The sequence below is a fragment of the Burkholderia sp. BCC1999 genome (assembly GCF_905339975.1).
Classification (GTDB): Bacteria; Pseudomonadota; Gammaproteobacteria; order Burkholderiales; family Burkholderiaceae; genus Burkholderia.
The window spans coordinates 248667-274365 of record NZ_CAJPHP010000005.1; the positions used below are offsets into that span (position 1 = coordinate 248667).

General features: G+C 68.3%; 22 protein-coding genes. 10 read left to right on the forward strand and 12 right to left on the reverse strand.

Going from position 1 to position 25699, the window contains the following annotated elements:
- Window positions 1–393: 393 nt before the first annotated feature.
- The 3 genes from U5809_RS09365 (at window position 394) to U5809_RS09375 (ending at window position 3586) form a co-directional block, all read left to right on the forward strand.
- Window positions 394–1836 (forward strand): TAXI family TRAP transporter solute-binding subunit, encoded by a 1443-nt coding sequence (locus U5809_RS09365; protein WP_322086264.1) that lies wholly within the window; start codon window positions 394–396, stop codon window positions 1834–1836.
- A 94-nt stretch (window positions 1837–1930) separates the two neighbouring features.
- Window positions 1931–2569 carry a DsbA family protein gene (locus U5809_RS09370; protein ID WP_322086265.1) on the forward strand — a complete coding sequence of 213 codons (639 nt, stop codon included), beginning with the start codon at window positions 1931–1933 and terminating at the stop codon, window positions 2567–2569.
- Window positions 2570–2638: 69 nt separating this feature from the next.
- On the forward strand, window positions 2639–3586 hold the full coding sequence (locus U5809_RS09375; protein ID WP_176049448.1) for a LysR family transcriptional regulator: 948 nt from the start codon (window positions 2639–2641) through the stop codon (window positions 3584–3586).
- Window positions 3587–3602: 16 nt separating this feature from the next.
- Here the strand turns inward: U5809_RS09375 and U5809_RS09380 are convergent, their stop codons facing one another.
- The 4 genes from U5809_RS09380 to xdhA all read right to left on the reverse strand — a co-directional run bounded on the left by U5809_RS09380 (window position 3603) and on the right by xdhA (window position 8703).
- Window positions 3603–4004, reverse strand: coding sequence for a nuclear transport factor 2 family protein (locus tag U5809_RS09380; RefSeq protein ID WP_322086266.1), 402 nt, complete (start codon window positions 4002–4004; stop codon window positions 3603–3605).
- 88 nt (window positions 4005–4092) lie between these two features.
- Window positions 4093–4710 (reverse strand): xanthine dehydrogenase accessory protein XdhC, encoded by a 618-nt coding sequence (xdhC, locus tag U5809_RS09385; protein ID WP_282506822.1) that lies wholly within the window; start codon window positions 4708–4710, stop codon window positions 4093–4095.
- A gap of 69 nt (window positions 4711–4779) precedes the next feature.
- Entirely contained in the window at window positions 4780–7140 is a 2361-nt protein-coding gene (xdhB, locus tag U5809_RS09390) for a xanthine dehydrogenase molybdopterin binding subunit (RefSeq protein ID WP_176049451.1), read from the reverse strand.
- An 18-nt stretch (window positions 7141–7158) separates the two neighbouring features.
- A complete protein-coding gene (gene xdhA, locus U5809_RS09395) occupies window positions 7159–8703 on the reverse strand; it encodes a xanthine dehydrogenase small subunit (protein WP_322086267.1) in 1545 nt (514 codons plus the stop codon).
- A 338-nt stretch (window positions 8704–9041) separates the two neighbouring features.
- Here xdhA and U5809_RS09400 point away from each other — a divergent pair, with 338 nt between their 5' ends.
- Complete coding sequence (locus U5809_RS09400) at window positions 9042–10256, forward strand: MFS transporter (RefSeq protein ID WP_176049453.1); 1215 nt, start codon at window positions 9042–9044, stop codon at window positions 10254–10256.
- Window positions 10257–10353: 97 nt separating this feature from the next.
- Here the strand turns inward: U5809_RS09400 and U5809_RS09405 are convergent, their stop codons facing one another.
- The 3 genes from U5809_RS09405 to U5809_RS09415 form a co-directional block, all read right to left on the reverse strand.
- Window positions 10354–10950, reverse strand: a complete 597-nt coding sequence (locus U5809_RS09405) for an RES family NAD+ phosphorylase (protein WP_322086268.1) — start codon at window positions 10948–10950, stop codon at window positions 10354–10356.
- 9 nt (window positions 10951–10959) lie between these two features.
- Window positions 10960–11631 (reverse strand): hypothetical protein, encoded by a 672-nt coding sequence (locus U5809_RS09410; RefSeq protein WP_415877937.1) that lies wholly within the window; start codon window positions 11629–11631, stop codon window positions 10960–10962.
- Window positions 11632–11745: 114 nt separating this feature from the next.
- On the reverse strand, window positions 11746–12636 hold the full coding sequence (locus tag U5809_RS09415) for a DMT family transporter (RefSeq protein ID WP_322086270.1): 891 nt from the start codon (window positions 12634–12636) through the stop codon (window positions 11746–11748).
- A 134-nt stretch (window positions 12637–12770) separates the two neighbouring features.
- Here U5809_RS09415 and U5809_RS09420 point away from each other — a divergent pair, with 134 nt between their 5' ends.
- A complete protein-coding gene (locus U5809_RS09420) occupies window positions 12771–13706 on the forward strand; it encodes an AraC family transcriptional regulator (protein WP_256085622.1) in 936 nt (311 codons plus the stop codon).
- Window positions 13707–13733: 27 nt separating this feature from the next.
- Here the strand turns inward: U5809_RS09420 and U5809_RS09425 are convergent, their stop codons facing one another.
- Window positions 13734–14945 (reverse strand): pyridoxal-phosphate-dependent aminotransferase family protein, encoded by a 1212-nt coding sequence (locus tag U5809_RS09425; protein WP_176049456.1) that lies wholly within the window; start codon window positions 14943–14945, stop codon window positions 13734–13736.
- 753 nt (window positions 14946–15698) lie between these two features.
- Here U5809_RS09425 and U5809_RS09430 point away from each other — a divergent pair.
- The 5 genes from U5809_RS09430 to U5809_RS09450 all read left to right on the forward strand — a co-directional run bounded on the left by U5809_RS09430 (window position 15699) and on the right by U5809_RS09450 (window position 21297).
- Window positions 15699–16682 carry a LysR family transcriptional regulator gene (locus tag U5809_RS09430; RefSeq protein WP_322086271.1) on the forward strand — a complete coding sequence of 328 codons (984 nt, stop codon included), beginning with the start codon at window positions 15699–15701 and terminating at the stop codon, window positions 16680–16682.
- A 30-nt stretch (window positions 16683–16712) separates the two neighbouring features.
- Entirely contained in the window at window positions 16713–17711 is a 999-nt protein-coding gene (locus tag U5809_RS09435) for a 2-hydroxyacid dehydrogenase (protein ID WP_322086272.1), read from the forward strand.
- Window positions 17712–17882: 171 nt separating this feature from the next.
- Window positions 17883–18632, forward strand: coding sequence for a 5,6-dimethylbenzimidazole synthase (bluB, locus tag U5809_RS09440; RefSeq protein ID WP_322086325.1), 750 nt, complete (start codon window positions 17883–17885; stop codon window positions 18630–18632).
- Between the two features lie 241 nt (window positions 18633–18873).
- The gene (locus U5809_RS09445) at window positions 18874–20043 is read left to right on the forward strand and encodes an MFS transporter (protein WP_322086273.1); all 1170 of its coding nucleotides are present in this window, start codon (window positions 18874–18876) and stop codon (window positions 20041–20043) included.
- A gap of 93 nt (window positions 20044–20136) precedes the next feature.
- Window positions 20137–21297, forward strand: a complete 1161-nt coding sequence (locus U5809_RS09450; RefSeq protein ID WP_282506812.1) for an MFS transporter — start codon at window positions 20137–20139, stop codon at window positions 21295–21297.
- Window positions 21298–21456: 159 nt separating this feature from the next.
- Here the strand turns inward: U5809_RS09450 and fahA are convergent, their stop codons facing one another.
- From fahA to U5809_RS09470, 4 genes are read right to left on the reverse strand one after another with little or no spacing between them, the layout of a single operon-like run.
- Window positions 21457–22761: a fumarylacetoacetase gene (fahA, locus tag U5809_RS09455; RefSeq protein WP_322086274.1), complete on the reverse strand. Its 1305-nt coding sequence runs from the start codon at window positions 22759–22761 to the stop codon at window positions 21457–21459.
- The gene (gene hmgA, locus U5809_RS09460) at window positions 22758–24092 is read right to left on the reverse strand and encodes a homogentisate 1,2-dioxygenase (RefSeq protein WP_322086275.1); all 1335 of its coding nucleotides are present in this window, start codon (window positions 24090–24092) and stop codon (window positions 22758–22760) included. Before hmgA ends, fahA begins: the two co-directional genes overlap by 4 nt.
- A gap of 15 nt (window positions 24093–24107) precedes the next feature.
- Complete coding sequence (locus U5809_RS09465; protein ID WP_322086276.1) at window positions 24108–25469, reverse strand: MFS transporter; 1362 nt, start codon at window positions 25467–25469, stop codon at window positions 24108–24110.
- Window positions 25466–25696: a DUF2783 domain-containing protein gene (locus U5809_RS09470; protein ID WP_175901838.1), complete on the reverse strand. Its 231-nt coding sequence runs from the start codon at window positions 25694–25696 to the stop codon at window positions 25466–25468. Before U5809_RS09470 ends, U5809_RS09465 begins: the two co-directional genes overlap by 4 nt.
- Between the last annotated feature and the right edge of the window lie 3 nt (window positions 25697–25699).

Here is a 25699-nt window from a genome sequence, read left to right on the forward strand (position 1 = left end):
TACCCCCAAAAACAGCCGGCCCGCGCGCGAACGGGCGGGACAGCCGGTGTTTTCCACGGCGATACGAGAGAGGCGACACGGGCCGGCGGCCGGCGCACGCTGATAGCGGGCCGGCCGGGCCGGACAGCCGCCGGCCGGACGCGCCCGGTCTCATTGCGTGCCGGGTCGCGCGCGATTCGGGCGCGGCTGCGTCGCACAATGTAATCCAGCGCCCGCCGAAGCGCAAAGCTTTTGACGCGGGGCGGCCCGCCGCTGTCGCCGCCACGCCGCGCCGGGCCGCCCGACTCGCGCACGCCCGGTGAAACCGGGTACCATCGCCGCGAGAATCCGCATCGCTCGTGACAACCGTCCGACCGTCATCGATGCGTCACGCCAGCGTCATCCGCCGATCCCATGAAGCCTGCCCGCCCTCGCCCGCCTCGCCGCATCCTCGCCCGCTTCGTCGCGGTGTCGTGGCGCGACCTCGCGCTGTCGATCGGCCCGACCGTGCTGCTCGCCGCCGCGGCCATCTGGCTCGCGGTCAAGCTGATCCAGCCTGCGCCGCCGTCCACGCTCGTGATCTCGTCCGGCCCGCCCGGCAGCACGTACTGGAATGCCGCGCAGAAGTACAAGACGATCCTCGCGAAGAACGGCGTCACGCTCGACGTCCAATCGTCTGAAGGGTCCGCGCAGAACCTCGCGCGGCTGTCGAACCCGAATGCGCCGGTCGACGTCGGTTTCGTGCAGAGCGGCATCGGCCCGAAGGAGCGCGACGAGCACCTCGTGTCGCTCGGCAGCATCGGTTACGTGCCGCTCGCGATCATGTACCGCGGCCCGGTCGTCGCGCGCCTGTCCGACTTCAACGGCAAGCGGCTCGCGCTCGGCGCGGAAGGCAGCGGCGCGCGCGAGCTGAGCCTGGCGCTGCTGAAAATGAACGGCATCGTGCCGGGCGGCTCGACCGAGCTGCTGCCGACCGCCGGCGAGGACGCGGCCACCGCGCTGCTCGACGGCAAGATCGACGCGGCATTCCTGTCCGGCGACTCGACGCAGATCCCGGTGATGGCGAAACTGTTCCGCGCGCCGGGCGTGCACGTGTATTCGTTCACGCAGGCCGAGGCGTACGCGCGGCGCTTTCCGTACCTGACCGCGATCACGCTGCCGATGGGCGTCTACGATCTCGGCCACAACCTGCCGCCCGCCGACATCCACACGGTCGCGCCGACCATCGAACTCGTCGCACGCGACTCGCTGCACCCCGCGCTGTCCGACCTGCTGATCGAGGCCGCGCGCGAGGTGCACGGCCACGCGACGATCCTGCAGCACGCCGGCGAATTCCCGTCGCCCGTCACGCGCGGGTTCCAGCTGTCCGACGACGCCGCGCGCTACTACAAGTCGGGCAAGACCTTTCTGTACCGGCGGCTGCCGTTCTGGGTCGCGAGCCTGGTCGACCGGCTGCTGGTCGTGATCGTGCCGCTGATCGTCGTGCTGATCCCCGGGCTGCGGCTCGTGCCGTCGCTGTATGGGTGGCGCGTGCGCTCGCGCATCTACCGCTGGTACGGCGCGCTGATCGCGCTCGAGCGCAGCGCGCTCGGCGAGCACACGGCCGAGGAGCGCGTGCAGTTGCTCGACGAGCTGGACGACATCGAGGAAGCCGTGAACCGGATGAAGATGCCGCTGGCCTACGCCGGGCAGTTCTACGTGCTGCGCGAGCACATCGGCTTCGTGCGCGAACGGCTCACCGCGCACGACCAGGACACGCCGGCGGGCTCGCCCGGCGCCGGCGGCCCGCCGAAGGCGCGCGCCGAGGCCGCGCCGCCGGCCGGCACGCCCCCTCGGGCGACTCCCGGTTCCGCGTAAGCGGACGATCCGCGATCATTGCTGCACGCGCGTGCCGCCGCGTAACATGGAGGCCGCCGCCAGGCGCCGCACGCCCCACCCTCTGGAGAACGACATGACAACCGGCCTCGATACCGCCCAGCCTGCCTGGTTCTTCGACTTCGTGTCGCCGTTCTCGTATCTGCTGCTCGAACAGCACGACAAATGGCCGGACGTGCCGTTCGAACCCGTCGCCGTCTCGCTGCTCGACCTGCAACGCCACTGGGGGCAGCGTCCGAGCGCCGACGTGCCGGCCAAGCGCGTGTTCACGTACCGTCATGCGCTGTTTCGCGCGGAACAGCTCGGCATCCGCTTCAAGATGCCGCCGGCGCACCCGTTCGACTCCGACAAGGTGCTGCGCCTGGCGATCGCGCTGCGCGCCGATATTGCGACGGTGCTGGAGATGTTCCGCTTCATCTGGCGCGACGGCAACGATCCGTCGACGCCGGAAGGCTTCGCCGCGCTGTGCGAGCGCGTCGGCGTCGGCCACGGCGACGAGCTGATCGAATTCGAGGAAACCACCGCGCAACTGGCCCGCAACAACGCCGACGCGATCGCGCTCGGCGTGTTCGGCGTCCCGACGTTCTGGATGAACCAGCAGCTGTTCTGGGGCGAGGACGCGCTGCCGATGGTGCTGTACTGCGCGCGCACGCCGAACTGGCTCGAATCGCGCGAGGTCAAGCGGATCAGCGCGCTGCCGAAGGGCCGTGCGTGATGGCCGGTATCACGCACGGCAACGCGCGGCTGCGGTAAGGTTACGCGTCACCCGAACACCCCCCAACCGATGGAAGACGACGACCGTACCGCCTCGCTCGATATCTGGCTCGTGCGCGTGTTGCGCACGCTGCTGCTCGAGCGCAGCGTCACGCAGGCCGCGCTGCGGCTGAACCAGACCCAGCCCGCGATCAGCACCGCGCTGCGCAAGCTGCGCGAGACGCTGAACGACCCGATTCTCGTGCGCGGCAAATCCGGCATGGTGCCGACCGAATACGGTGCGTCGCTGCTCGAGGCCGCGCAGCGCGCGCTGCGCGAGGTCGATTTCATCGCGACGCCGCACGGCGACTTCGATCCGTCGTCCGCGCGGCGCACGTTCCGCGTCGCGGCGCCCGACTACCTGAACGATTTCTTCATGCCGACGCTGATCGAGCGCTTTCGCGACGCGGCGCCGCATGCACACCTGGAAATCGATTCGCTGAATCCCGCGCTCGACCACGCGGGCGCGCTCGAATCGGGCGCACTCGATCTCGTGATCGGCAACTGGCCGAAGCCCGACCCGCAGTTCGCGCGCCAGGATTTGTTCTCCGACACGATCGTGTGCCTGATGCGCGACGCGCATCCGCTCGCGCGCGTGCCGCTCACGCGCGAAGCGTATGCATCGGCCGCGCACGTCGCACCCACGCCGTACACCGGCGACAAGCGCAACGCGATCGAGATCGGCCTGGCACGCGCGCGCCTCACGCGTCGCATCGTGACGACGCTGCCGTACTTCGGGATCGTGCCGCAGGTGCTGCTGCAGTCGGACCTGATCTTCACGACGACGCGCCGCTTCGCGACGCACTATGCGCAGTTGTTGCCGCTCGTCGTCGTCACGCCGCCCGTGCCGTTTCCACGCATCAAGAGCTACCTGCTCACGCACCCACAGCCCGACCGGCCGACCGACATCGCGTGGCTGTGCTCGCTGATGCAGAGCGTGTCCGACGAGCTGACGGTCGCCCGCAGCCGCAAGCGCTGACACGCAACGCGGCCGCTCAGGCCGTGCAGAAGGTTTCCTGCAGATGGGTCCAGCGCACGACGCCCGCCGCGTCGCGTTCGAACACGGCCGTCGCGCGGCGCGCGGGCAGCTCGCCCGATGCCGCGTGCTGCGCTTCGAGATAGGTGATCACCGCATGCGATGCGTCGGCCGCGAGCACGCGGGTCTCCGACAGCGTGATGCGCAGCCCCGGCTTCGCGCCGGCGAGCTTCGCGAACAGCGCGCGCGTGCCGTCATGGTCGACGACGCGACCATCGGTCAGGATCATCGTGAAGTCGGGGGAAAACGCGGTGAGCAGCGCGTCGAGTGCCGCGGGCGCGGTATCGAGGCCGGACAGCCAGCGCTCGATGGCGACGAGGCTCGCATCGAGCGTGTCGAGATAGATCGGGTGATCGGACATGGTGCGTGCACGGAAAGGCGCAGCCCGATGCCGCGCGTTGCCGTGCAGTGTATGCAAAAACGCGCGGCCGTGCGCCGGCCGCGCGGTGTTACCGCGAGCAGGACACCTCGTCGCGTGCGCGCCCGGCCGCTACCGCCTTCGCATCGGCCACCGGCATGCCCGAGCGCGCCTGCAGCAGCTCCGCGCACACGGCCACCGCGATCGCGCCCGGCGCCTTGTCGACGATGCCCGCGACACCGATCGGGCACACCATCTCCACGAGCCGCGCCGGATCGACGCCGCGCGCCGCGAGCCGGCGCTCGAACTTCACGCGCTTGGTGCGCGAGCCGATCATCCCGAAGTACGCGTAATCGCGCCGCCGCATGATCTGCGCGGCGAGCGAGAAGTCGAGCGCGTGGTTGTGCGTCATCACGAGGAAGTACGCACCGGGCGGCGCCGCGTCGACGACGGCCTCCGGCGTGTCGGTCGGCTCCGGCTGCACGTTCGGCGGACATTCGTCCGGGAACAGCTCGTCGCGCGTATCGACCCACTGCACGACACACGGCAACGCGCCGAGCAGCGTGACGAGCGCGTGACCGACGTGCCCCGCGCCGAACAGCACGATGTGCATCGGCGCGGGCGTACCGGTCGCGCGATTGCGCTGGCCGGTGCCCTGCGCGAGCGCGGGGATCGGCACGGTGCGAAGCGAGCGTGCGGGGCCGTTCATGTCAGTCTCCGCCGGGCCGCCCCACACGCACCGGAACAAGCCATCGGGAGATGGGAGGGTCGTTTCATCTCAGCCTGCCGTTGCGCGCGCAGCACGCACCGCACTGATCGCACGCAGGATCGACTCGCCGGTGGCCGGCGCGTCGAGCGGCGGGTTCACCTGGTAGTCGCCGACCGCGGCCACCGCGTCGCGCACCGCGAAGAACACCGAGAACGGCAGCAGCAGCGGCGGCTCGCCAACGGCCTTCGAACGGTGGATGCTGTCCTCGACGTTGCGGTTCTTGAACAGCAGCACGTTGAACTCGGGCGGCGTGTCGTTCACCGTCGGGATCTTGTACGTCGACGGCGCGTGCGTCATCAGCTTGCCGCCCTTGTTCCACCACAGCTCCTCGGTCGTCAGCCAGCCCATCCCCTGGATGAACGCGCCTTCGACCTGGCCGACGTCGAGTGCCGGGTTCAGCGACGCGCCCACGTCGTGCAGCGCATCGACGCGCAGCGTGCGCATCTCGCCCGTCAGCGTGTCGATCACGACTTCCGACACGGCCGCGCCGTACGAGTAGTAGTAGAACGGCCGGCCCTGCAGCTTCGACTGATCCCAGTACAGCTTCGGCGTCGCGTAGAAACCGTCGGACCACAGCTGCACGCGCGCGAGGTATGCCTTCGCGATCACTTCGCCGAACGGCACGTTGTGGCCGCCGACCGACACGAAGTCGTTGCCGAACTTCACGTCCGCCGCATCGACCTTGCCGTCGCCGAACTGCTTCGCCGCGAACACCGCGAGCCGCTCGCGCAGCTGGCGCGCCGCATCCTGCGCGGCCTTGCCGTTCAGGTCCGAACCCGTCGACGCCGCCGTCGCGGACGTGTTCGCGACCTTGCTCGTGTCGGTCGCCGTCACGCGGATCCGGCCGAAGCGGATGCCGAGCTCATGCGCGACGACCTGCGCGACCTTCGTGTTGAGCCCCTGCCCCATCTCGGTGCCGCCGTGGTTCACGAGCACCGAGCCGTCGGTATAGATGTGCACCAGCGCGCCGGCCTGGTTGAAGTGCGTGACGTTGAATGCAATGCCGAACTTCACCGGCGTGATCGCGATGCCCTTCTTCAGCACCGTGTTGCGCGCGTTGAATTCGCGCACGCCCGCGCGCCGGGCGCGGTAGTCGCTCGTCGCCTCGAGTTCGCCAAGCAGTTCCTGCAGCACGTTGTCCTCGACGGTCTGCCCGTACGGCGTCACGTTGCGTTCGGTCTTGCCGTACAGGTTCGCATAGCGGACATCGAGCGGATCGCGGTCGAGCGAACGCGCGACGTCGTCGAGGATGTACTCGATCGCGAACGCGCCCTGCGGGCCGCCGAAGCCGCGGAACGCGGTGTTCGACTGCGTGTTGGTCTTGCCGCAGTAGCCGGCGATGTCGACGTCGCCGAGCCAGTACGCGTTGTCGAAGTGGCACACCGCGCGCGTCATCACCGGGCCCGACAGGTCGGCCGAGAAACCGCAGCGCGACGTCATGTCGAGCGCCACGCCGTCGATGCGGCCGTCGTCGTCGTAGCCGACGTCGAAGCGGTAATGGAAATCGTGCCGCTTGCCGGTGATCATCATGTCGTCGTCGCGGTCCGGGCGCAGCTTCACCGGGCACAGCAGCTTCCACGCGGCGAGCGCCGCGCAGCACGCGAACAGGCCCGACTGCGATTCCTTGCCGCCGAACCCGCCGCCCATCCGGCGGCATTCGACGAGCACGTTGTGCGACGCGACGCCGAGCACGTGCGCGACGAGGTGCTGCATTTCGCTCGGGTGCTGCGTCGAGCAGTACACGTGCATCCCGTCGTCGTCCTTCGGCACCGCGTACGCGATCTGGCCTTCCAGGTAGAACTGCTCCTGGCCACCGAGCAGCATCTCGCCCGACTCGCGGTGCGGCGCGACGGCGAGCCGTGCGGCCGCGTCGCCGCGTGCGAGCTTCAGCGGCGGGATCACGTAGGTTTCGGCTGCGCGCGCTTCCTGCGCGGTCAGGATCGCCGGCAGTTCCTCGTAGTCGACCTGCGCGCGGCGCGCGGCGAGCCGCGCGGTTTCATGCGACGTCGCGACGACGATGAACATCGGCTGGCCGACGAACTGCACGATGCCCTTCGCGAGCACCGGGTCGTCGTGGATGATCGGGCCGCAATCGTTGACACCCGGGATGTCGTCGGCCGTGAACACGGCGACCACGCCCGGCGTCGCGCGCACCGCGTCGAAGTTCATCGACACGATCTTCGCGTGTGGCTTCGCCGACAGGCCGAGCGCCGCGTGCAGCGTGCCCGCGACGACCGGAATGTCATCGGTGTAGGTGGCACGCCCGCTGACGTGCAGGTGCGCGGATTCGTGCGCGCGCGACACGTGGACCTGCGCCGCATCGGCTTGCGGGTCGAGGGTGCTCAGGAACGGTTCTGCTTGCTGGTTCATTTTCGGTGTTCTCCGTCTTCAGACGCGCGCCGCGCCGGCGCCGGCTTCGGCGGCCACTTCACGCACATTCAGGGCTTGCGGCGGCAGCGGGTCATGCGGGCGCGTCTCCAGCCAGAATCGGTACATCAGGTTCTTCGCGGTATCGAGGCGGTACGTGCTCGTCGCGCGCATGTCGGACAGCGGCTGGTAGTCGCGCTCGAGCGCCTGCATCGCGGCCTGCGCGGTGGCTTCGTGCCACTGCGCGCCGTCGAGCACGGCTTCCGTGTTGGCTCCACGCTTCGGCGTCGCGGCCATCCCGCCGAACGCGATGCGCGGCTCGCGGATCGTGTCGCCGTCCGCGATAAACGCGAACGCCGCGCACACGGCCGAGATGTCCGAGTCGAACCGCTTCGACAGCTTGTAGGTGCGGAACTGCAGCTTCTCGCGCGCGCCGGTGCGGGTCGGCACCTTCAGGCCGACGACGAATTCGTGCGGCGCCATGTCCTTCTGCTGGTAGCCCGTGTACAGCGCCTCGAGCGGCAGCTCGCGCACCGTGTCGCCGCCGCGCAGCACGACGCGTGCGCCGAGCGCGATCAGGCCCGGCATCGAATCGCCGATCGGCGAGCCGTTCGCGACGTTGCCGCCGATCGTGCCCGCGTTGCGGATCGGCAGCGACGCGAAGCGCTTCCACATCTCGGTCAGTTCCGGGTACGTGCCGGCCAGCGCCGCATACGCCTTCTCGACCGTCACGCCCGCGCCGATCTCGATCCAGTCGCCGCGTTCCACGAGGCGCTGCAGTTCGGCGATCTGGCCGATGTAGATCAGGTCGTCGAGCCGGCGCATCTGCTTCGTGACCCACAAGCCGATGTCGGTGCTGCCCGCGAGCAGGCGCGCGTCGGGGCGCTCGACCTTCAGCGCGGCCAGCGCGTCGAGCGTGCGCGGCGCCGCGAAGCGCGCGCCGTTGATCGTCGTGTAGTCGAACGTGTCGTCGCGCTTGAGCGACGCGAGCGTGCGGGCCAGCGCGGCCGTATCGACCGGTGCCGACGGCGCCGGCGCGTCGAACATCTGCACGGCCGCATCGACGATCGGGCGATAGCCGGTGCAGCGGCACAGGTTGCCGGTCAGCGCATCGGCGATCTCGGTGCGCGGCGGCACGTCCTTCGCCTTCGTGCACGTGGCGGCGCAGCCTTCGTGGCCGTGCTTCTCGTACAGCGCCCACATCGACATCACGAAGCCGGGCGTGCAGAACCCGCATTGCGAACCGTGGCAATCGACCATCGCCTGCTGCACCGGGTGCAGCGCACCGTCCGGCTGGCGCAGGTCCTCGACCGTCAGCAGCGCCTTGCCGTCGAGCGTCGGCAGGAACTGGATGCACGCGTTGACGGCCTTGAACTCGACCGCGCCGGCGTCGGTCAGCTCGCCGACGACGACCGTGCACGCGCCGCAGTCGCCTTCCGCGCAGCCTTCCTTGGTGCCGGTGCAATGCGCGTCCTCGCGCAGGTATTGCAGCACGGTGCGGGTAACGTCCGCGCCGCTGACTTCGCGGATCGCGTGACGATGGTAGAAGCGAATCGGCTCACTCATGTCTCGATGGTTCTTCAAATGGGGGGCAAGGCGGCCTGCGCGGAGCGCCTGACCGACGTTTTTCTGACAGTTTGCACGCTATCACCATCAAATTCCGCAACCCATAGCCCATCACGCATGGGGCCCATATAACTGCCGCGATATGAGCGCCGGGGCCGCCCGCAGCCCTTTGCGCATGGCGCTCTGAGCCCGTTCGCGACGCCCCCGCCACCGTCCTCCAACGTCGAAAAAAGGTCGCGATTAACTAAATGGTACCTGCGTGAAAACCGGTTCCATGGGAAAATCCCGATTCCCTTTTTCGCCGTCTTCCGTTCGTTTCGTTCATTCGTTCCGACCCCATGTCAACCGATTCCGCCACACCGCCGCGCAGCGGGTTCGCGGTCACGCTGCAAATCGTGTCCGTCGTCTGCTTCACGTTCATCTGCTACCTGACCATCGGCCTGCCGCTCGCGGTGCTGCCGGGCTTCGTCCATGACGACCTCGGTTTTTCCGCGATCGTCGCGGGCGGTGCGATCAGCGTCCAGTACTTCGCGACGCTCGCATCGCGGCCGCTCGCCGGGCGCCTCGCCGATACGCTCGGCCCGAAGCAGACGGTGCTGCGCGGGCTGATCGGCTGCGGCGCGTCGGGTGTGCTGCTGCTCGTCGCGCTGCTGCTCGCGCACTGGCCGGTCGCGAGCCTCGTGCTGCTGGTCGCGAGCCGGCTCGTGCTCGGCGTCGGCGAAAGCCTGTGCGGCACCGGCGCGATCCTGTGGGGCATCGGCCGCGTCGGCGTCACGCACAACGCGAAGGTGATCTCGTGGAACGGCATCGCGACCTATGGCGCGCTCGCGCTCGGCGCACCGGTCGGCGTCGCGATCGCGAATACGCTGAATCCGGCGCTGATCGGCGTGATCGTGATCGCGCTGGCCGCGATCGGCTTCTACCTCGCGCGCCTGATCGCTTCGGTGCCGCTCGTGCACGGCGAACGGATGTCGTATGCGAGCGTGTTCACGCGCGTGCTGCCGCACGGCCTCGGCCTGGCGCTCGGCTCGGCCGGCTTCGGCTCGATCGCAACCTTCGTCACGCTGTACTACGCGGCACGCCACTGGCCGAACGCAGCACTGTCGCTGACCGTGTTCGGCACGCTGTTCATCGGCGCGCGCCTGTTGTTCGCGAACACGATCAAGACCTACGGCGGCTTCCGCGTCGCGATCGTGTCGTTCGCATTCGAATGTTCGGGCCTGTTGCTGCTGTGGCTCGCGCCGGTGCCGCACATCGCGCTCGTCGGCGCCGCGCTGACGGGTTTCGGCTTCGCGCTGATCTTCCCGGCGCTCGGCGTCGAGGCCGTCGCGCTCGTGCCACCCGCGAGCCGCGGCGCGGCGCTGTCCGCGTATTCGGTGTTCCTCGACCTGTCGCTCGGCATCACGGGCCCGCTCGCCGGCTATGTCGCGGGCGCGTTCGGCTATCCGCAGGTGTTCCTGTTCGCGGCGGTGGCGGCCGCTGCAGGCGTCGCACTGTCGATGGTGCTGTACCAGCGGCAGGCGCGCGTGGCGGGGAGCGGCGCTGCGGCCTGAGCGTACGGACCGCGAGAAATCGCGCGAACCTTCCTTCCGACGGGCCGCGGCCCGCGGCCCATAGCCGGGCAGCCGGCGATACACGGCTTGACGTGACTTAACGCGGCAATATGTTGAAGTCCCGCAGCACGCGAGCAGCCTCGACGTGGTGCCGAAACGGAACGGCGCGCTCGAGCCTGAGTTTCGGTGCGGCACGATCGAAAAGCACGAGCGCTTCCGACGTGTTGAGATGGCGTGACATATACAGAAAGCCGTCGACCCGGCGGCCATGCCCGTGCACGGCGAGCGACCATTGCTGCGGTATGTCGTACGGTACGACGGTCGACAGCGCGCCGTCGCCGCCAAGGTTTTTCAGCGGCAAGCCGTGCCGGACGGCCACCGTCAGAGGCGAGCCGGTGAACGACAGCACGAAGCGCTCAAGCTCGGTCGTCACGAGCGGAAAGCCGCCAACGGCGAGATCCGCGACTTCGTCGTGCAGCACCGTCTCTGCGAACGCACACTGCAGGTCGAAACCGAAATAGCTGGTGCCATACCGGCGCCGCTTGCGCGGGTCGTCGAAACGGTTGCCGCCCGACTTGCCGAAGTACGGCTCGCCCGTCTCATATCGGGAAACGCGCACCAGCGCCGCCGGCGGAATCGTCCGCGTAACCAGCGTCGCATTCGCGAAGTGTTCGCTCGGCGGCCTCAACGTCAACCGCACCTCCTAGCGTTCCACAAACGCCGCCGCGGCACGCTCGACCTCGGCGAGCCTCCCCTGCGACAGTGCTTTCAGCGGCGTGACGTTGCCAAGAGACGCCTTGGGCGTCGTGAAGAACTGCCATTTGCTCCACCCCGGCAAATCCCCCAGGCATTGCGTCACCTTTCCCAGCGTCTTGCGATCGACATCGCCCGTCAGATAAAAGGTCGGGTAGTACTGCGCCGCCCCCACGTCGACCGTGAAGATGCGCCCCGACACGACTGCCTTGCTGAGCGCCTGCCGAGTCATGCCGAGCCCCGCCCAGATCTCCGCGGCCGGCAGCAGCGCGCCCTTCGAGACGAGCGCCCGCCGTTCTGCCAGCGCGCGCTGCTCGAAATCGGCGGCCGCGGCATCCGCGCGCGCCGCCGGCTTCGCATGCTGTTTCGTGTGAACGGATGGCTGCCTGTCGCGAGTAGCAGCGGCTGCGATGCCGAACGTGATCGTGCCGGCCAGATCGATGACCTGGGCGATGCCGACCTTGAACAAGTGCCCGAGCTGTTCGTCCGACAGCCTGAGCAGCGCCCGAGCGCGATCGGGCCCGAGCATGGTCGCGGCGCCGACGGCGCTTCGCAGCGCCTCCTCGGTCTCGACATCGAGAACCACAGCCGCGCCTTCAAGCGCATGAGCCTGCCTGACCATCACCGCCTCCTTGTACGACCGGAAGCTCAAGCCTAGGCTCGAATCGAAACCAAGTCAACCATGACAACCAAATCAGGTGGCCGGGCCGGCGACCCCGCCCCCTCCCATCATCCGTCACGCCGTCCGCAGAAACAGCCGGCGTGTCAGGTCGAACGCGACGAGATTGCCGGCTACCACGAGCAGCAGCCCGACCACCGCGAGCGGCGACCACTGGTAGCCCTCGAACACCGTCGACACGGCCAGCGCGACGATCGGGAACAGCACCGTGCAGTACGCGGCGCGCTCCGGCCCGATCCGGCCGACGAGTGTCAGGTACGCGGTGAAGCCGATCACCGAGCCCGGTACGGCCAGGTACACGAGCGCGCCGAGATAGCGCGGGCTCGTGTCGAGCGTGAACGGCATCCCGGCCACCACGCTGCCAACGGTCAGGATCGCCGCGCCGATCAGCATCGCCCAGCCGTTGGTCACGAGCGGGTGCAGCCCCATCGACTGCATCCGGCTCGACAGCAGGTTGCCGATCGAGAAGCACATCGTGCCCGCGAAGGCGATCGCGAGCCCCGTCCAGGTCGCATGATCGTCGAGATGGCCAGCCATCTGCTGCCAGAACAGGCACGCGATGCCGGTCAGCCCGAGCAAGGCACCGGCGATCGCCGACGGCCGCAGCGGACGGCCCATGAACAGCCGTCCGTTGATCGAGTTCAGGAGCGGCGCGGTCGAGAAGATCACCGCGACGAGGCCGCTCGGCACGACCTGCTCCGCGTAGTAGAAACACAGGAAGTTCAGGCAGAACAGCGCGAAGCCCTGCGCGAAGAGAAAGCGCCACGCTTCGCGTGGCGGACGCACCGGCCGGCGCATCACGCGCAGCAGCGCGAACAGCACGACGGCCGCGAACCAGAAGCGCCACGCGATCGACACGGGCGGCGGCACCGAGCCGAGCTGCCACTTGATCGCGATCCAGGTGGTGCCCCAGATCAGCACAGTGACGAAATAAAGCGACAGGTTCATGGCGGCAATCCGGAAAATCGGGTGAATCGGGATCCCGACTATGCCGCCGCGCGGCGCGGGCCGATTGTCCGGAATTGCGGTCTTTTTCGGCACGCCGCACGCGCCCCCACGCGCCCGCTTATACTCGGCGCATCATGAGCTTCTCCCTCTCCGCTCCACCCGTCGACCACGCCGCCGCCCTGGCCGGCGGCGATCTGCCGTTCGGCCTGCAGTCGGTCTGCCGCACGCTCGCCGACGCGAACGCGACGCTCGAGCGCTTTGCGTGGCTCGGCGACCATCTGGCGATCGCCGAATGGACGCGGATCACCGACGAAAGCGAGACGGTCTACGAGCAGCCCGGCCACCACACGCTGTCGTGCTACCTCGACGGCGGCTATCGGACCGAGCGCCAACGCGTGCCGCGCTACGGCGCGCCGAGCCTGCTGTGCGCGCTGCCGGGCGACCATGAATCGCGCTGGTGGGTGCGCGGCGAGATGCACTTCATCCACCTGTATTTCCTGCCCGAACACTTCACGCAGCGCGCGATCCGCGAGCTCGACCGCGAGCCGCGCGAGCTGAAGCTCGCCGATCGCACCTATTTCGAGGATGCGCGCGTCGCGACGCTGCTGCGCTCGCTCGCGCTCGACGGCTGGGACGATGCCGACGAGCGGCTGCGCGTGAACGAGACCGCGCACGAGGTGCTGAGCCTGCTGCTGCGCGGGCAGAGCACGACGCGCACCGACACGACGTTCCGCGGCGGGCTCGCGCCTGCCGTGCGCCGCCGCGTGCGCGACTATATCGACACGTATCTCACGCAGCCGTTGACGCTCGGCGAACTGGCCGAGGTCGCCGCGCTGTCCGAATACCACTTCTCGCGGATGTTCCGACTGTCGTTCGGCCGGGCGCCGCACGCGTGGGTGGCCGAGCAGCGCCTCGCCCGGGCGCGTGAATTGCTGCGCACGACGGCGCTGCCGCTCGCACAGGTCGCAGCCGACTGCGGCTACGCGAACGCCGGGCACTTCAGCCACCGCTTTCGCGATGCGCACGGCACGACGCCGAATACGTACCGGCGCGCGATGCAGGGCCGCTGAGCGCGGCCCCTTTCCTCGCTTTCCCGCTTACGCGCCGCGCTGCGACAGTTCCTGCTCGAGCGCCGCGACGCCGGCCGGCAGGTCGACCGGCACCTTCAGGTCGACCATCGTGCGGCCGAACGCGTGCAGCGTACGGAACAGGTTGTGTTCGCGGCACTGCTCGCCCATCTGCCCGATCCGCACGATCGGCAAGCCGAACGAGCCCGAGATCTCGACCTGGTACTGCTTCGAGATATGGCCGCAGACCATTCCCGGCGTCAGCCCTTCCGGCGTCTCGATCCCGACCACCGAATTGAGCCGGCAGTCCTTCGGCGCATAGAGCTTGAGCCCCATCGACTCGACGCCCGCCTGCAGCGCGAGCGAGCAGCGCAGATGGCGTGCGAAGCGGCTTTCGAGCGTCTCCGCGCAGACGAGCCGCAGCGCCTCGTGCAGCGCGAGCACACCGGACACGGGCGCCGTGTAGTGATAGCCGGCGTTGTGCCAGAAGTTCTCCGCGAGCGCCATGTCGAGGCACCAGTGCGCGTTCGGCTCCGTGCGATGCTTCATGCGCTCCCACGCGGCATCGGAGAAAGCGATCAGCGACACGCCCGGGATCGACGACAGCCCCTTCTGGCCGCCGGTGATCACCGCATCGATGCCCCACGCGTCCATCTCGAGCGGCATCGTCGACAGCGTGCACACCGCGTCGACGACGACCAGTGCGCCGGCCGCCTTCGCGAGCGCCGCGATGTCGCGCAGGTCGCGGTTCCACACCGTGTTCGACGTCTCGCCCTGCACGATCGTGACGATCTCGGGCCGCTCGCGCGCGATCGCATCCGCGATCTCGTCGAGGCTCGCGACCGCGCGGTCGGCCACTTCGAGCGTCGCGACGTCGGCGCCGACGCGCGTGGCCATCTCGGCCATCCGCGCGCTGAAGAAGCCGTTGCGGATCGACAGCACGCGCGTACCGCGCCAGGCGAGGTTCGAGATCGCCATCTCCATCGCGGCCGAGCCGGGGCCCGCGACGCCGAGCACCCACTTCGTGCGGGTCTGGAACACGTAGCGCGCCATCTCCTTCACCTGCTCGATGATCTTCGCCATCGTCGCGCCGAGGTGGTTGATCACGACCGTGTTCGCCTTCGCGACGGCGGCCGGGATCGGAACCGGGCCGGCCCCCATCATCAGCAGCGGTTCTTCGGGCAGGATCGCGTCGAGCGGCACGACGACGGGACAGGGAATCGGCGAGTAATCGATGGACATGGTTGGCAAGAGGTGAGGAAAGGAAATGCACGAGCGCTCGCCACACTGCATGGCGAACTGATCGATCATTCCGCGTTCCGCGGCCTCGCGCAAGAGGCACGCGCGGCCGGACAGCGCGACGGTGGCCCGGTCGCCGGACCGGGCCAGCCGGCCGCGTGCGTATTGCGCGATGGCCATTCCGATTGAAAAAGGATTGTGGACCGGTTGCGAAACGGTTCCATTCGGCTTCCGTACGCATGATTTTCTTCGCCAATAACGCCGCGATTCGCCGATGCCGACGGTTTACGTCAACTTTCGCGTCGAACACAATAGACCGGCCGCCCGATAAAAACCGCCGCGCTGAATGCGATACGCAATACCGGCACACCCCCGCAAAACATCCATTATCGTTGCATGTATTGGGGCACGACTCCGGAAATTAACGAACCAGAGCCATCCATGCAGCTAACAACCTATTGATTAATATGCAAAATATTTATCACACGAGCGTATATTCCAATACCGCGTCAGTTTTGCACGCCACGCACGTGTTGCACCGCGGCGTTTAACCGTTACCCGCGATTTCGATTTTCCGCAACCCGCCCCTTTTCTCAGGTTGACGGATATCGGTTCTGTATTGAACAATCGTCTGCGGAATCGAAAGAAACGATTTTTCGATACGAGGGAGAACTGGGTGCCGCACGATGCGCTTTCGGGGTTGCGCGGCGAAAAATCACAACATAATCAATCAACCGGGCCAGAAATACGCAAGCCATGAACCAGATTCAGACCATGCGTGTATTCGTCTGCGTCGCCGAGCAGCAAAGCTTCCGGCGCGCGGCGCACCATCTCGGCGTGTCCAATGCACTCGTCACGCGTTCGATCGCGATGCTCGAGGGCCACCTGAACACCCGGCTGATCCACCGCACCACGCGCAACCTGTCGCTCACCGAGGCCGGCGTACGCTACCTCGACGGTTGCCGTGCGCTGCTCGAGGAATTCGACCACCTCGAGTCGTCCGTCGCGCATGCCGTGCGCGAACCGGCCGGCACGCTGCGCGTCGTCGCATCGGGGCTGCTGTCGCCGCTGGCGCTGACACCGCTCGTCAGCAGCTTCCGGCACCGCTACCCCGAGCTGCGCGTGCAGCTGACCGTCGCCGAAGGGCCGCTCGACGTGCTCGACTCGGGTTACGACGTCGGCATCGTCACGGGCAACCGGCTCGACGGCAACCCGTCGCTGATCGGCCATGCGCTCGCGCCGAATCCGTTCGTCGCCTGCGCGGCGCCGGCCTATCTCGACCGGCGCGGCGAGCCGCGCGCCCCCGACGACCTGCCGGGCCACGACTGGGTCACGCTCGCGCCGCACCAGCATGCGCCGTCGTGGCAGCTCGTCGGCCACGACGGCGTCGCGCACTCGGTCACGGTGCGACCGGCGTGCACGGTCAACCAGCTCGCACTGGTCCACGCAGCCGCCGTGGCCGGTGCCGGCATCGCGGTGCTGCCCGAGCCGTGCGTCGCCGACGCGCTCAACAACGGCACGCTCGTGCGGCTGCTGGCCGGCTACCGGATCGACGATCCCGACACGCAACTGTCGCTCGTCTACCCGAACCGCCAGTACGTGCCGGCCCGCACACGCAGCTTCGTCGAACATGCGCTGGACCACTTCAGCGCACGAACGCCTCGCGACCAAACGGACTACGGCTTCCTGCGGCCGCCGCGCGGGCCCGAACGGTCCGACATCGTCACGGGGCTGCAGTAAACTGCGCGCGTCAGCCATCGGAGGTGCAGCGTGCGCGTGATCCTGTTCAGCAGCCGGCAGTACGACGACGATTCGTTTGCCGCCGCCAATCGGCAGTTCGGCTATCGGCTGCACTTCCAGCCGTCGCACCTCGACGCGGAAACCGCGATCCTCGCGCACGGCTATGAAGTCGTGTGCCCGTTCGTCAACGACACCGTCGACGCGGCCGTGCTCGAACGGCTGGCCGACGGCGGCACGCGGCTGATCGCGCTGCGCTCGGCCGGCTTCAACCATGTCGACCTCGCGGCCGCCGAGCGGCTCGGCATCACGATCGTGCGCGTGCCCGCGTATTCGCCGCATGCGGTCGCCGAACACGCGGTCGCGCTGATCCTGGCGCTCAACCGCCGGCTGCCGCGTGCGGTCGCGCGCACCCGCGAAGGCGATTTCTCGCTGAACGGGCTGCTCGGCTTCGACCTGCACGGCAAGACCGTCGGCGTGATCGGCACCGGCATCATCGGCAGCGTGTTCGCGAAGATCATGATGGGCTTCGGGATGCACGTGCTCGCGCACTCCGTGCCGCCGTACAACGACGAGCTGATCGCGTTCGGCGCGCGCTACGTCGAGCTCGACGAGTTGCTGCACCACGCCGACATCGTCAGCCTGCACTGCCCGCTGCTGCCGTCCACGCACCATCTGATCAACGAACGAACGCTCGCGCGGATGAAGCACGGCGCGATGCTGATCAACACCGGTCGCGGCGGCCTCGTCGATGCGCAGGCGCTGGTCGACGCGCTCAAGAGCGGCCAGCTCGGCCACCTCGGGCTCGACGTGTACGAGGAGGAAAGCGGGCTGTTCTTCGAGGATCACTCCGATCTGCCGCTGCAGGACGATGTCCTCGCACGCCTGCTGACGTTCCCGAACGTGATCGTCACGTCGCACCAGGCGTTCTTCACGCGCGAGGCGCTCGCCGAGATCGCGCACACCACACTGCTGAACATCGAGGCGTGGCATGCAGGGACGCCGCAGAACGTCGTGACGGCAAACCGCTGAAAAACGACGCGTTTCACGACCTGCAGCGCATCCGCAATCGTTTGCTTGTTCTCGTTGCTGTGCACTGCACTCGTCTTCATCAACAATTCCGCGCTTTGTTTCGGTTGAAGTAACGTTTCGTGCGTGCCGTCTGCTATCGTTGCGCCGATGTCACCCCAGCTTCCGCCGCTCATGCGTTTCGACGACTCCGACATCGCCGCGGTCTACCGCGCCATTTTCGAACGGCGCGACATGCGCCACTTCACACCGGCGCCCGTCGATCCGGCGGTACTCGCACGCTTGCTGCGCGCGGCGCACCATGCGCCGAGCGTCGGCTTCATGCAGCCGTGGCGCTTCATTCGCATCAGCGATCCCGCGCTGCGCACCGCGATCCACGCGCTGGTCGAGGCCGAGCGCCGCGCGACCGCCGATGCGCTCGGCGAGCGCCAGGACGAATTCATGCGGCTCAAGGTCGAAGGCGTACGCGAATGCGGCGAGCTGCTGGTCGTCGCGCTCGCCGACGGCCGCGAGCGCCACGTGTTCGGCCGCCGCACGCTGCCGGAGATGGATCTGGCATCCGCCGCGTGCGCGATCCAGAACATGTGGCTCGCGGCGCGCGCGGAAGGGCTCGGGATGGGCTGGGTGTCACTGTTCGACGTCGAGGCGCTGCGCACGCTGCTGCGGATGCCCGACGGCGCGAAGCCGATCGCCGTGCTGTGCGTCGGGCACGTCGACGCGTTCTATGCGAAACCGATGCTCGAACAGGAGCGCTGGGCCGCGCGAATGCCGATCGAAGCATGCCTGTTCGAGAACGGCTGGAACGATCCGGCCGCAATCGAAGCCGCCGGCGCAGCCTCGACACCTGCAAGTGCGGAATCGGATGTCGACGTGTCGAGCGCGTCGAACGCCCTCCCCGGTGAAGCGCCCGAACGCGTCGCGTGATGGCCGGCCCGGCAGTTGCCATCGCTCCGGCCCCGATTCGGCCCGACGCGGCAAATCGCCTCGAAATCCCACACTGTGAGCGTTCCGCCTGCTGGCCCGTCGCACGCCAGCAACAACCGTTTTGGCCCCAAGCGTAGGGGTTTTCACTGAAGTAGAATCGCGGCTGTCATTCGACTGACCCACCGCCCGTCCCGCGCATCCTGCGCCCGGCTCGAGCGGCATCTTTCCCGAGCCTACCGCGATGCCCTTACCTCTTTTCGCCCTCGCCGTTGCCGCATTTGGAATCGGTACCACCGAATTCGTGATCATGGGGTTGCTGCCCAATGTCGCGCGCGATCTCGGCGTGTCGATTCCGGCCGCCGGGATGCTCGTGTCGGGCTACGCGCTCGGCGTGACGATCGGCGCGCCGATCCTCGCGATCGTCACCGCGAAGATGCCGCGCAAGCGCGCGCTGATGGGCCTGATCGGGCTGTTCATCGCCGGCAACCTGTTCTGCGCGATCGCACCGGGCTACGCGGTGCTGATGGCCGCGCGCGTCGTCACCGCGTTCTGCCACGGCGCGTTCTTCGGGATCGGCTCGGTCGTCGCGAGCAACCTCGTCGCGCCGAACCGCCGCGCGCAAGCCATCGCGCTGATGTTCACCGGCCTCACGCTCGCGAACGTGCTCGGCGTGCCGCTCGGCACCGCGCTCGGCCAGGCGTTCGGCTGGCGCGCGACATTCTGGGCCGTCACCGGCATCGGGATCGCCGCCGCCGCCGCGCTCGCGGTGTGCCTGCCGAAGAACCTCGCGATGCCCGACACCAGCATCACGCGCGAATTCAGCGTGCTGAAGCACCCGCAGGTGCTGATGGTGCTCGGCATCAGCGTGCTCGCATCCGCGAGCCTGTTCAGCGTGTTCACGTACATCACGCCGATCCTCGAGGACGTGACGGGCTTCTCGCCGCGCCAGGTCACCTACGTACTGCTGCTGTTCGGCCTCGGGCTGACGGTCGGCGGCACCCTCGGCGGCAAGCTCGCCGACTGGCGCCGGATGCCGTCGCTGATCGCGACGCTCGGGCTGATCGGCGTCGTCCTCGCGCTGTTCGCGGGCACGATGCACGTACCGTTCGCCGCGCTCGCGACGATCTTCGTGTGGGGCATCCTCGCGTTCGCGATCGTGCCGCCGCTGCAGATCATGATCGTCGATCGCGCGAGCGACGCGCCGAACCTCGCGTCCACGCTGAACCAGGGTGCGTTCAACCTCGGCAACGCGACCGGCGCGTGGCTCGGCGGGATGGCGATCGGCTCCGGCGTGTCGCTCGTGAACCTGCCGTGGGTCGGCGTCGCGATGGCCGTCGCGGCGCTCGCGCTCACGCTGTGGTCGGCGTCGCTCGAACGGCGCCCGGTGGCCGTGCCGACCGAGTACGTCTGACGCGACCCTGCTGCATTCGTTGCGTACACAACCCCATTCGATCCTGATGGCCTTCATGGACCTTTCAAGGTCCGCGGTGTAGCATCCCGGCCGATGAAAGCCATTCTGAATCGCGATTTCCTCGCGCTGATCCTGAGCGTCGCGGTCGTCGGCCTCGGGACCGGCGCCACGCTGCCGCTCACCGCACTCGCGCTGACTGAAGCCGGGCACGGCACCAACGTCGTCGGCATGCTGACGGCCGCGCAGGCCCTCGGCGGCCTCGCGATCGTCCCGTTCGTCACCGCGCTCGCGCGGCATATCGGCTCACGCCGCGCGATCGTCGTGTCGGTGGTGCTGCTCGCCGCCGCCACCGCGCTGATGCAGTTCACGTCGAACCTGATCCTGTGGGGCGTGCTGCGCGTGCTGTGCGGCGCCGCGCTGATGCTGCTGTTCACGATCGGCGAAGCGTGGGTCAACCAGCTCGCCGACGATTCGACGCGCGGCCGCGTCGTTGCGATCTACGCAACCAATTTCACGCTGTTCCAGATGGCGGGCCCCGTCCTCGTGAGCCAGATCGCCGGCGCGACGAGCATCCGCTTCGCGCTGTGCGGCGCGCTGTTCCTGCTCGCGCTGCCGACGCTCGCGACGATCCGGCGCGCGCCGCTCGCCGGCGACGACGCGCATCACGAAGCGCACGGCCGCTGGCTCGATATCCTGCCGCGGATGCCCGCGCTGATCATCGGCACCGGCTTCTTCGCGCTGTTCGATACGCTCGCGCTGTCGCTGCTGCCGCTCTACGCGATGGATCACGGCGTCGCGAGCGCGACCGCCGTGCTGCTCGCGTCGATCATGCTGTTCGGCGATACCGCGATGCAGTTCCCGATCGGCTGGCTCGCGGACAAGCTCGGCCGCGAACGCGTGCACCTCGGCGCCGGCTGGATCGTGCTGGCCGGCCTGCCGCTGCTGCCGTTCGTCATCGCGAATCCATGGCTGTGCTGGCCGCTGCTGTTCGTGCTCGGCGCGGCGGCCGGCAGCATCTACACGTTGTCGCTGGTCGCATGCGGCGAACGCTTCCGCGGCGCGGCGCTCGTCACCGCGAGCTCGCTCGTGTCGGCATCGTGGAGCGCCGCGAGCTTCGGCGGCCCGCTGGTGGCCGGTGCGTTGATGGAGCAACTGGGCAGCAATGCGCTGGTCGGCGTGCTGGTCGTCTGCGTCGCCGCGTTCGTTGCGGCCGCGCTATGGGAACGCCGCACCGCGTTGCAACGCGCAGTCTGATATCGGCGCTGTCGCGGACGCAAGCATGAACGCTCGTACGCAGCATCACACATCGACGCACATGCGCCGCCGCCCCCGCCAGCAAAAACGAAAACGGCCCGCGCAATGCGGGCCGCCCTGTCCTTCCGGACTACCTGCTACGTGTCGCGCTACGATTCGTCACGCATTCCGCGCCGGCAGGATCGTCCCCGCACATGTGCCGAAGCCGACGCGATAGCCGTCGCCCTGGCACCACCCGGCGAGCGTGAGCTCGTCACCGTCCTCGATGAACGCACGGCTGCCGCCGCCGTTCAGCGCGAGCGGCTCCTTGCCGTTCCACGTCAGTTCGAGCAGGCTGCCGAACGAATCCTTGGTCGGCCCGCTGATCGTGCCCGAACCCATCAGGTCGCCCACGCGCGTGTTGCAGCCCGCGACCGTGTGATGCGCGAGCTGCTGCGCCATCGTCCAGTACATGTGCTTGTAGTTCGTACGGCAGATCGACGTCGCTTCGGCCGCGCCTTCGGCACGCAGCGTCACTTCGAGCGCGATGTCGAACGCGTGCTTGCCCGCGTGCTGCAGATACGCGAGCGGCTGCGGCGATTGCTCCGGCTGCGCGGTGCGGAACGGTTCGAGCGCATCGAGCGTGACGATCCAGGGCGAGATCGTCGTCGCGAAAGTCTTCGCGTTGAACGGGCCGAGCGGCACGTATTCCCACTGCTGGATGTCGCGCGCGCTCCAGTCGTTCAGCAGCACCATCCCGAAGATATGTGCTTCCGCGTCCTCGCACGCGATCGGCTCGCCGAGCGCATTGCCCTGCCCGACGATGAAGCCTGTCTCCAGTTCGATGTCGAGCTTGCGGCAGGCACCGAACACCGGGCGCTCCTGGTCGGGCAGCTTCAGTTGCCCGTTCGGGCGCCGCACCGGCGTGCCGCTCACGACCACCGACGACGCACGGCCGTTGTAACCGATCGGCATCTCCAGCCAGTTCGGCAACAGCGCATTCTTCGGATCACGGAACATCGAACCGACGTTGGTTGCATGTTCCTTCGACGAGTAGAAATCGGTGTAGCCGGGAATCTCGACCGGCAGATGCAGCGTCGCGTCGCGCTGCGCGACGAGCACCTGTGCGCGCAGCGCCGCATCGTCACGCAGCGTCGCGTTGTCGCGCGAGAACAGGTCGGACAGCTGCACGCGCACGCGGCGCCATGCGTCGCGGCCAAGCGCGATGAACGCGTTGAGCGTCGGCGCGGCGAACACGTCGGCGCCGGCCGGCAGCGTCACGAGGCCCGCACGCGCAAGTGCGGCGAGATCGACGATCTGGTCGCCGAGCGCGACGCCGGCGCGGTGCGCCACCTGCTTCGCATCGCTGAAGATCCCGAACGGCAGGTTCTGGATCGGGAAATCGCAGGCGGGATCGTTCGCGGTGTCGATCCAGCTCTTGCGAGCCGGGTCGAGCGTCGCGCGCCAGTCTTGGGTATCGCTCATCGTTGCTCCGGATTGAAGTGTTTCTTGATGCCTTGCCAGCATTCGAAGTAGTCGGCCTGCAGCTGCGCGGTGTCGAGCGCATAGCGCGTCGGCCGGATCAGCGTGCGGGTTTCGAACATGAATGCCATCGTCGCGTCGACCTTGTGCGGCTTTGTCGTGTCGCTCGCGGACGCCTTCTCGAACGTGTCCGCGTCGGGCCCGTGGCCCGACATGCAGTTGTGCAGGCTCGCGCCGCCCGGCACGAAGCCTTCGGCCTTCGCGTCGTACGCGCCGTGCACGAGCCCCATGAATTCGCTCGCGACGTTGCGGTGGAACCACGGCGGGCGGAACGTATCCTCGGCCGCGAGCCAGCGCGGCGGGAAGATCACGAAGTCGATCGTGTCGACGCCCGGCGTGTCGCTCTGCGACTGCAGCACGAGGAAGATCGACGGATCGGGATGGTCGAAGCTGATCGAGCCGATCGTGTTGAACAGGCGCAGGTCGTATTTGTACGGCGCATAGTTGCCGTGCCAGGCAACGACGTCGAGCGGCGAATGGCCGATGTCCGCGCGCCACAGGCGGCCGTTCAGCTTCGCGATCAGCTCGAACGCGCCTTCGCGGTCTTCATAAGCGGCCTGCGGCGTCAGGAAATCGCGCGGATTCGCAAGGCCGTTCGAGCCGATCGGGCCGAGGTCCGGCAGGCGCAGTTGCGCGCCGAAGTTTTCGCAGATGTAGCCGCGTGCATCGCCGTCCGGCAGCGTGACGGAAAAACGCACGCCGCGCGGGATCACCGCGATCTCGAACGGCTCGACGTCGACGCGGCCGAATTCGGTCGCGATGAACAGCCGCCCCTGTTGCGGCACGATCAGCAGTTCGCCGTCCGCGCTGTAGAAGAAACGGTCCTGCATCGAGCGGTTCGCCGCGTACAGGTGGATCGCACAACCGTTCATCGCGGCGGCCGAGCCGTTGCCGGCCATCGTCACGAGCCCGTCGACGAAATCGGTCGGTTCGACCGGCATCGGCAGCGGATCCCAACGCAGCTGGTTCGGCGGCGTCGGCGGCACATCGGCCGAATCGCCGAATTCCGACACGAGCCGTTGCGGGCCCGCGTACGGCTCGAACGGCCGGTGCACGGCGGCCGGGCGGATGCGATACAGCCACGAGCGGCGGTTGTGGCCGCGCGGCGCGGTAAACGCGGTGCCCGACAGTTGCTCCGCATACAGTCCGTACGGCGCGCGCTGCGGCGAGTTGCGGCCGTGCGGTAGCGCGCCGGGCAATGCCTCGGTCGCGAATTCGTTCGCGAAACCGCTCAGGTAGCCGGCGGTCGCCGGTTTCGACAGGTCAAGCGTCATCGTTTCCTTTCTCCATCAATTCAGGGCGGCGTTAGGCGCCTGCGCGCCGTTGCGCCGCGTCACACCGGCCAGCCCGAGGACGAACAGCGCCGAGCACAGCACGGGCACCGCGGCCGCGTGGAACAGCGCGCCGTTCGACCAGTTGAGCGCAATCAGTTGTCCGCCGACGAGCGGCCCGAGCACCGAGCCGATCCGGCCGATGCCGAGGCTCCAGCCGATGCCCGTCGAGCGCAGCGACGTCGGGTAATACTGGCCCGCGAGCGCGTTCACGGCCGGCTGCCCGCCGACCACGCAGAATCCACCCGCGAACACGACGACCAGCAGCCACGGCAGCGCATGCGCGACCGAGCCGATCAGCCCCACCGACACGGCCGCGCACGCGAAGCACACGAACAGCACGCGCACGAAGCCGTAACGTTCGATGAACCAGCCGAGCGACAGCGTGCCGACCACGCCGCCCGTCTGCAGCACCGTGCCGACGATCACCGCGGTGCCCGGCGAATAGCCGGCGTCGCGCATCACGGTCGGCAGCCAGTTCGACAGGAAATACAGATCGATCAGGTTCATGAAGCTGATCGCCCACAGCAGCAGCGTGACCGGCAGGCGGCCGTGGCTGAACAGTTCGGCGACCGGCGCACCGCTCGCCGCACGCTCGCGCACGACGATGCGCGTGTTCGCGTCGATTCCGGCTTGCGGTGCGAATTGCGCGAGCCAGTCGCGTGCCTGCGCGACGCGCCCTTTCAGCACCAGGAATTGCAGCGACTCGGGCAGCCGCGCGACCATCGCGATCGTCAGCACGAGCGGCACCGCACCGCCGACGAAGAACACCGAGCGCCAGCCGAATGCCGGAATCAGCGCGGCGCTGATGAAGCCGCCGATCGCCGCACCGAGCGTGAAGCCGCACGACACCATCATCATCCGCTTCACGCGATGCGCGGCCGGGCTGAACTCGCCGACCAGCGCCATCGCATTCGGCATGATGCAGCCGAGGCCGAGGCCCGTGACGAAGCGCAGCGCCATCAGCACGGGAATCGAACCCGCGAACGGCGTCGCGAGCATCGTCACCGCGAAGAACAGCGTCGAGCCGATCAGCACCGGGCGCCGCCCGATCCGGTCGGCCAGCACCGACAGCCCGAGCGCGCCGAGCAGCATCCCGAACAGGCTCGCGCTGAACACCGGGCCGAGCGCCTGCTTCGGCACGCCCCATTCGGCGATCACGCTGGGCGCCACGTAGCCCATCGCCTGCGCATCGAAACCGTCGATCACGAGGCACAGCCCGCACAACACGAGCAGCATCCAGTGAAAGCCCGGGCGGTGGGTCTCGTCGATCACGCGCTCGACTTCGAGCACGCGTGCGTCGGCCGGCGCCGCGCTCATTGCGCCACCTCGGCGGCCGGATGCACGGGCGGCGTCACGCCCTGGCGCGCGAGCGCCATCGCTTCACGCAGCACGTCGGCATCGCCGATCTGGTTCGCGAGCAGCAGGATCAGCTTCGCGTTGACGAGCTGACTGTCGCTGTCGGACAGGTCGCGATGCATGTCGATCAGCGCTTCGTAGAACGCGTCGGGGTCAGCCAGGCGCGGGCGGGTGTCGAGTGAGGGCATGAC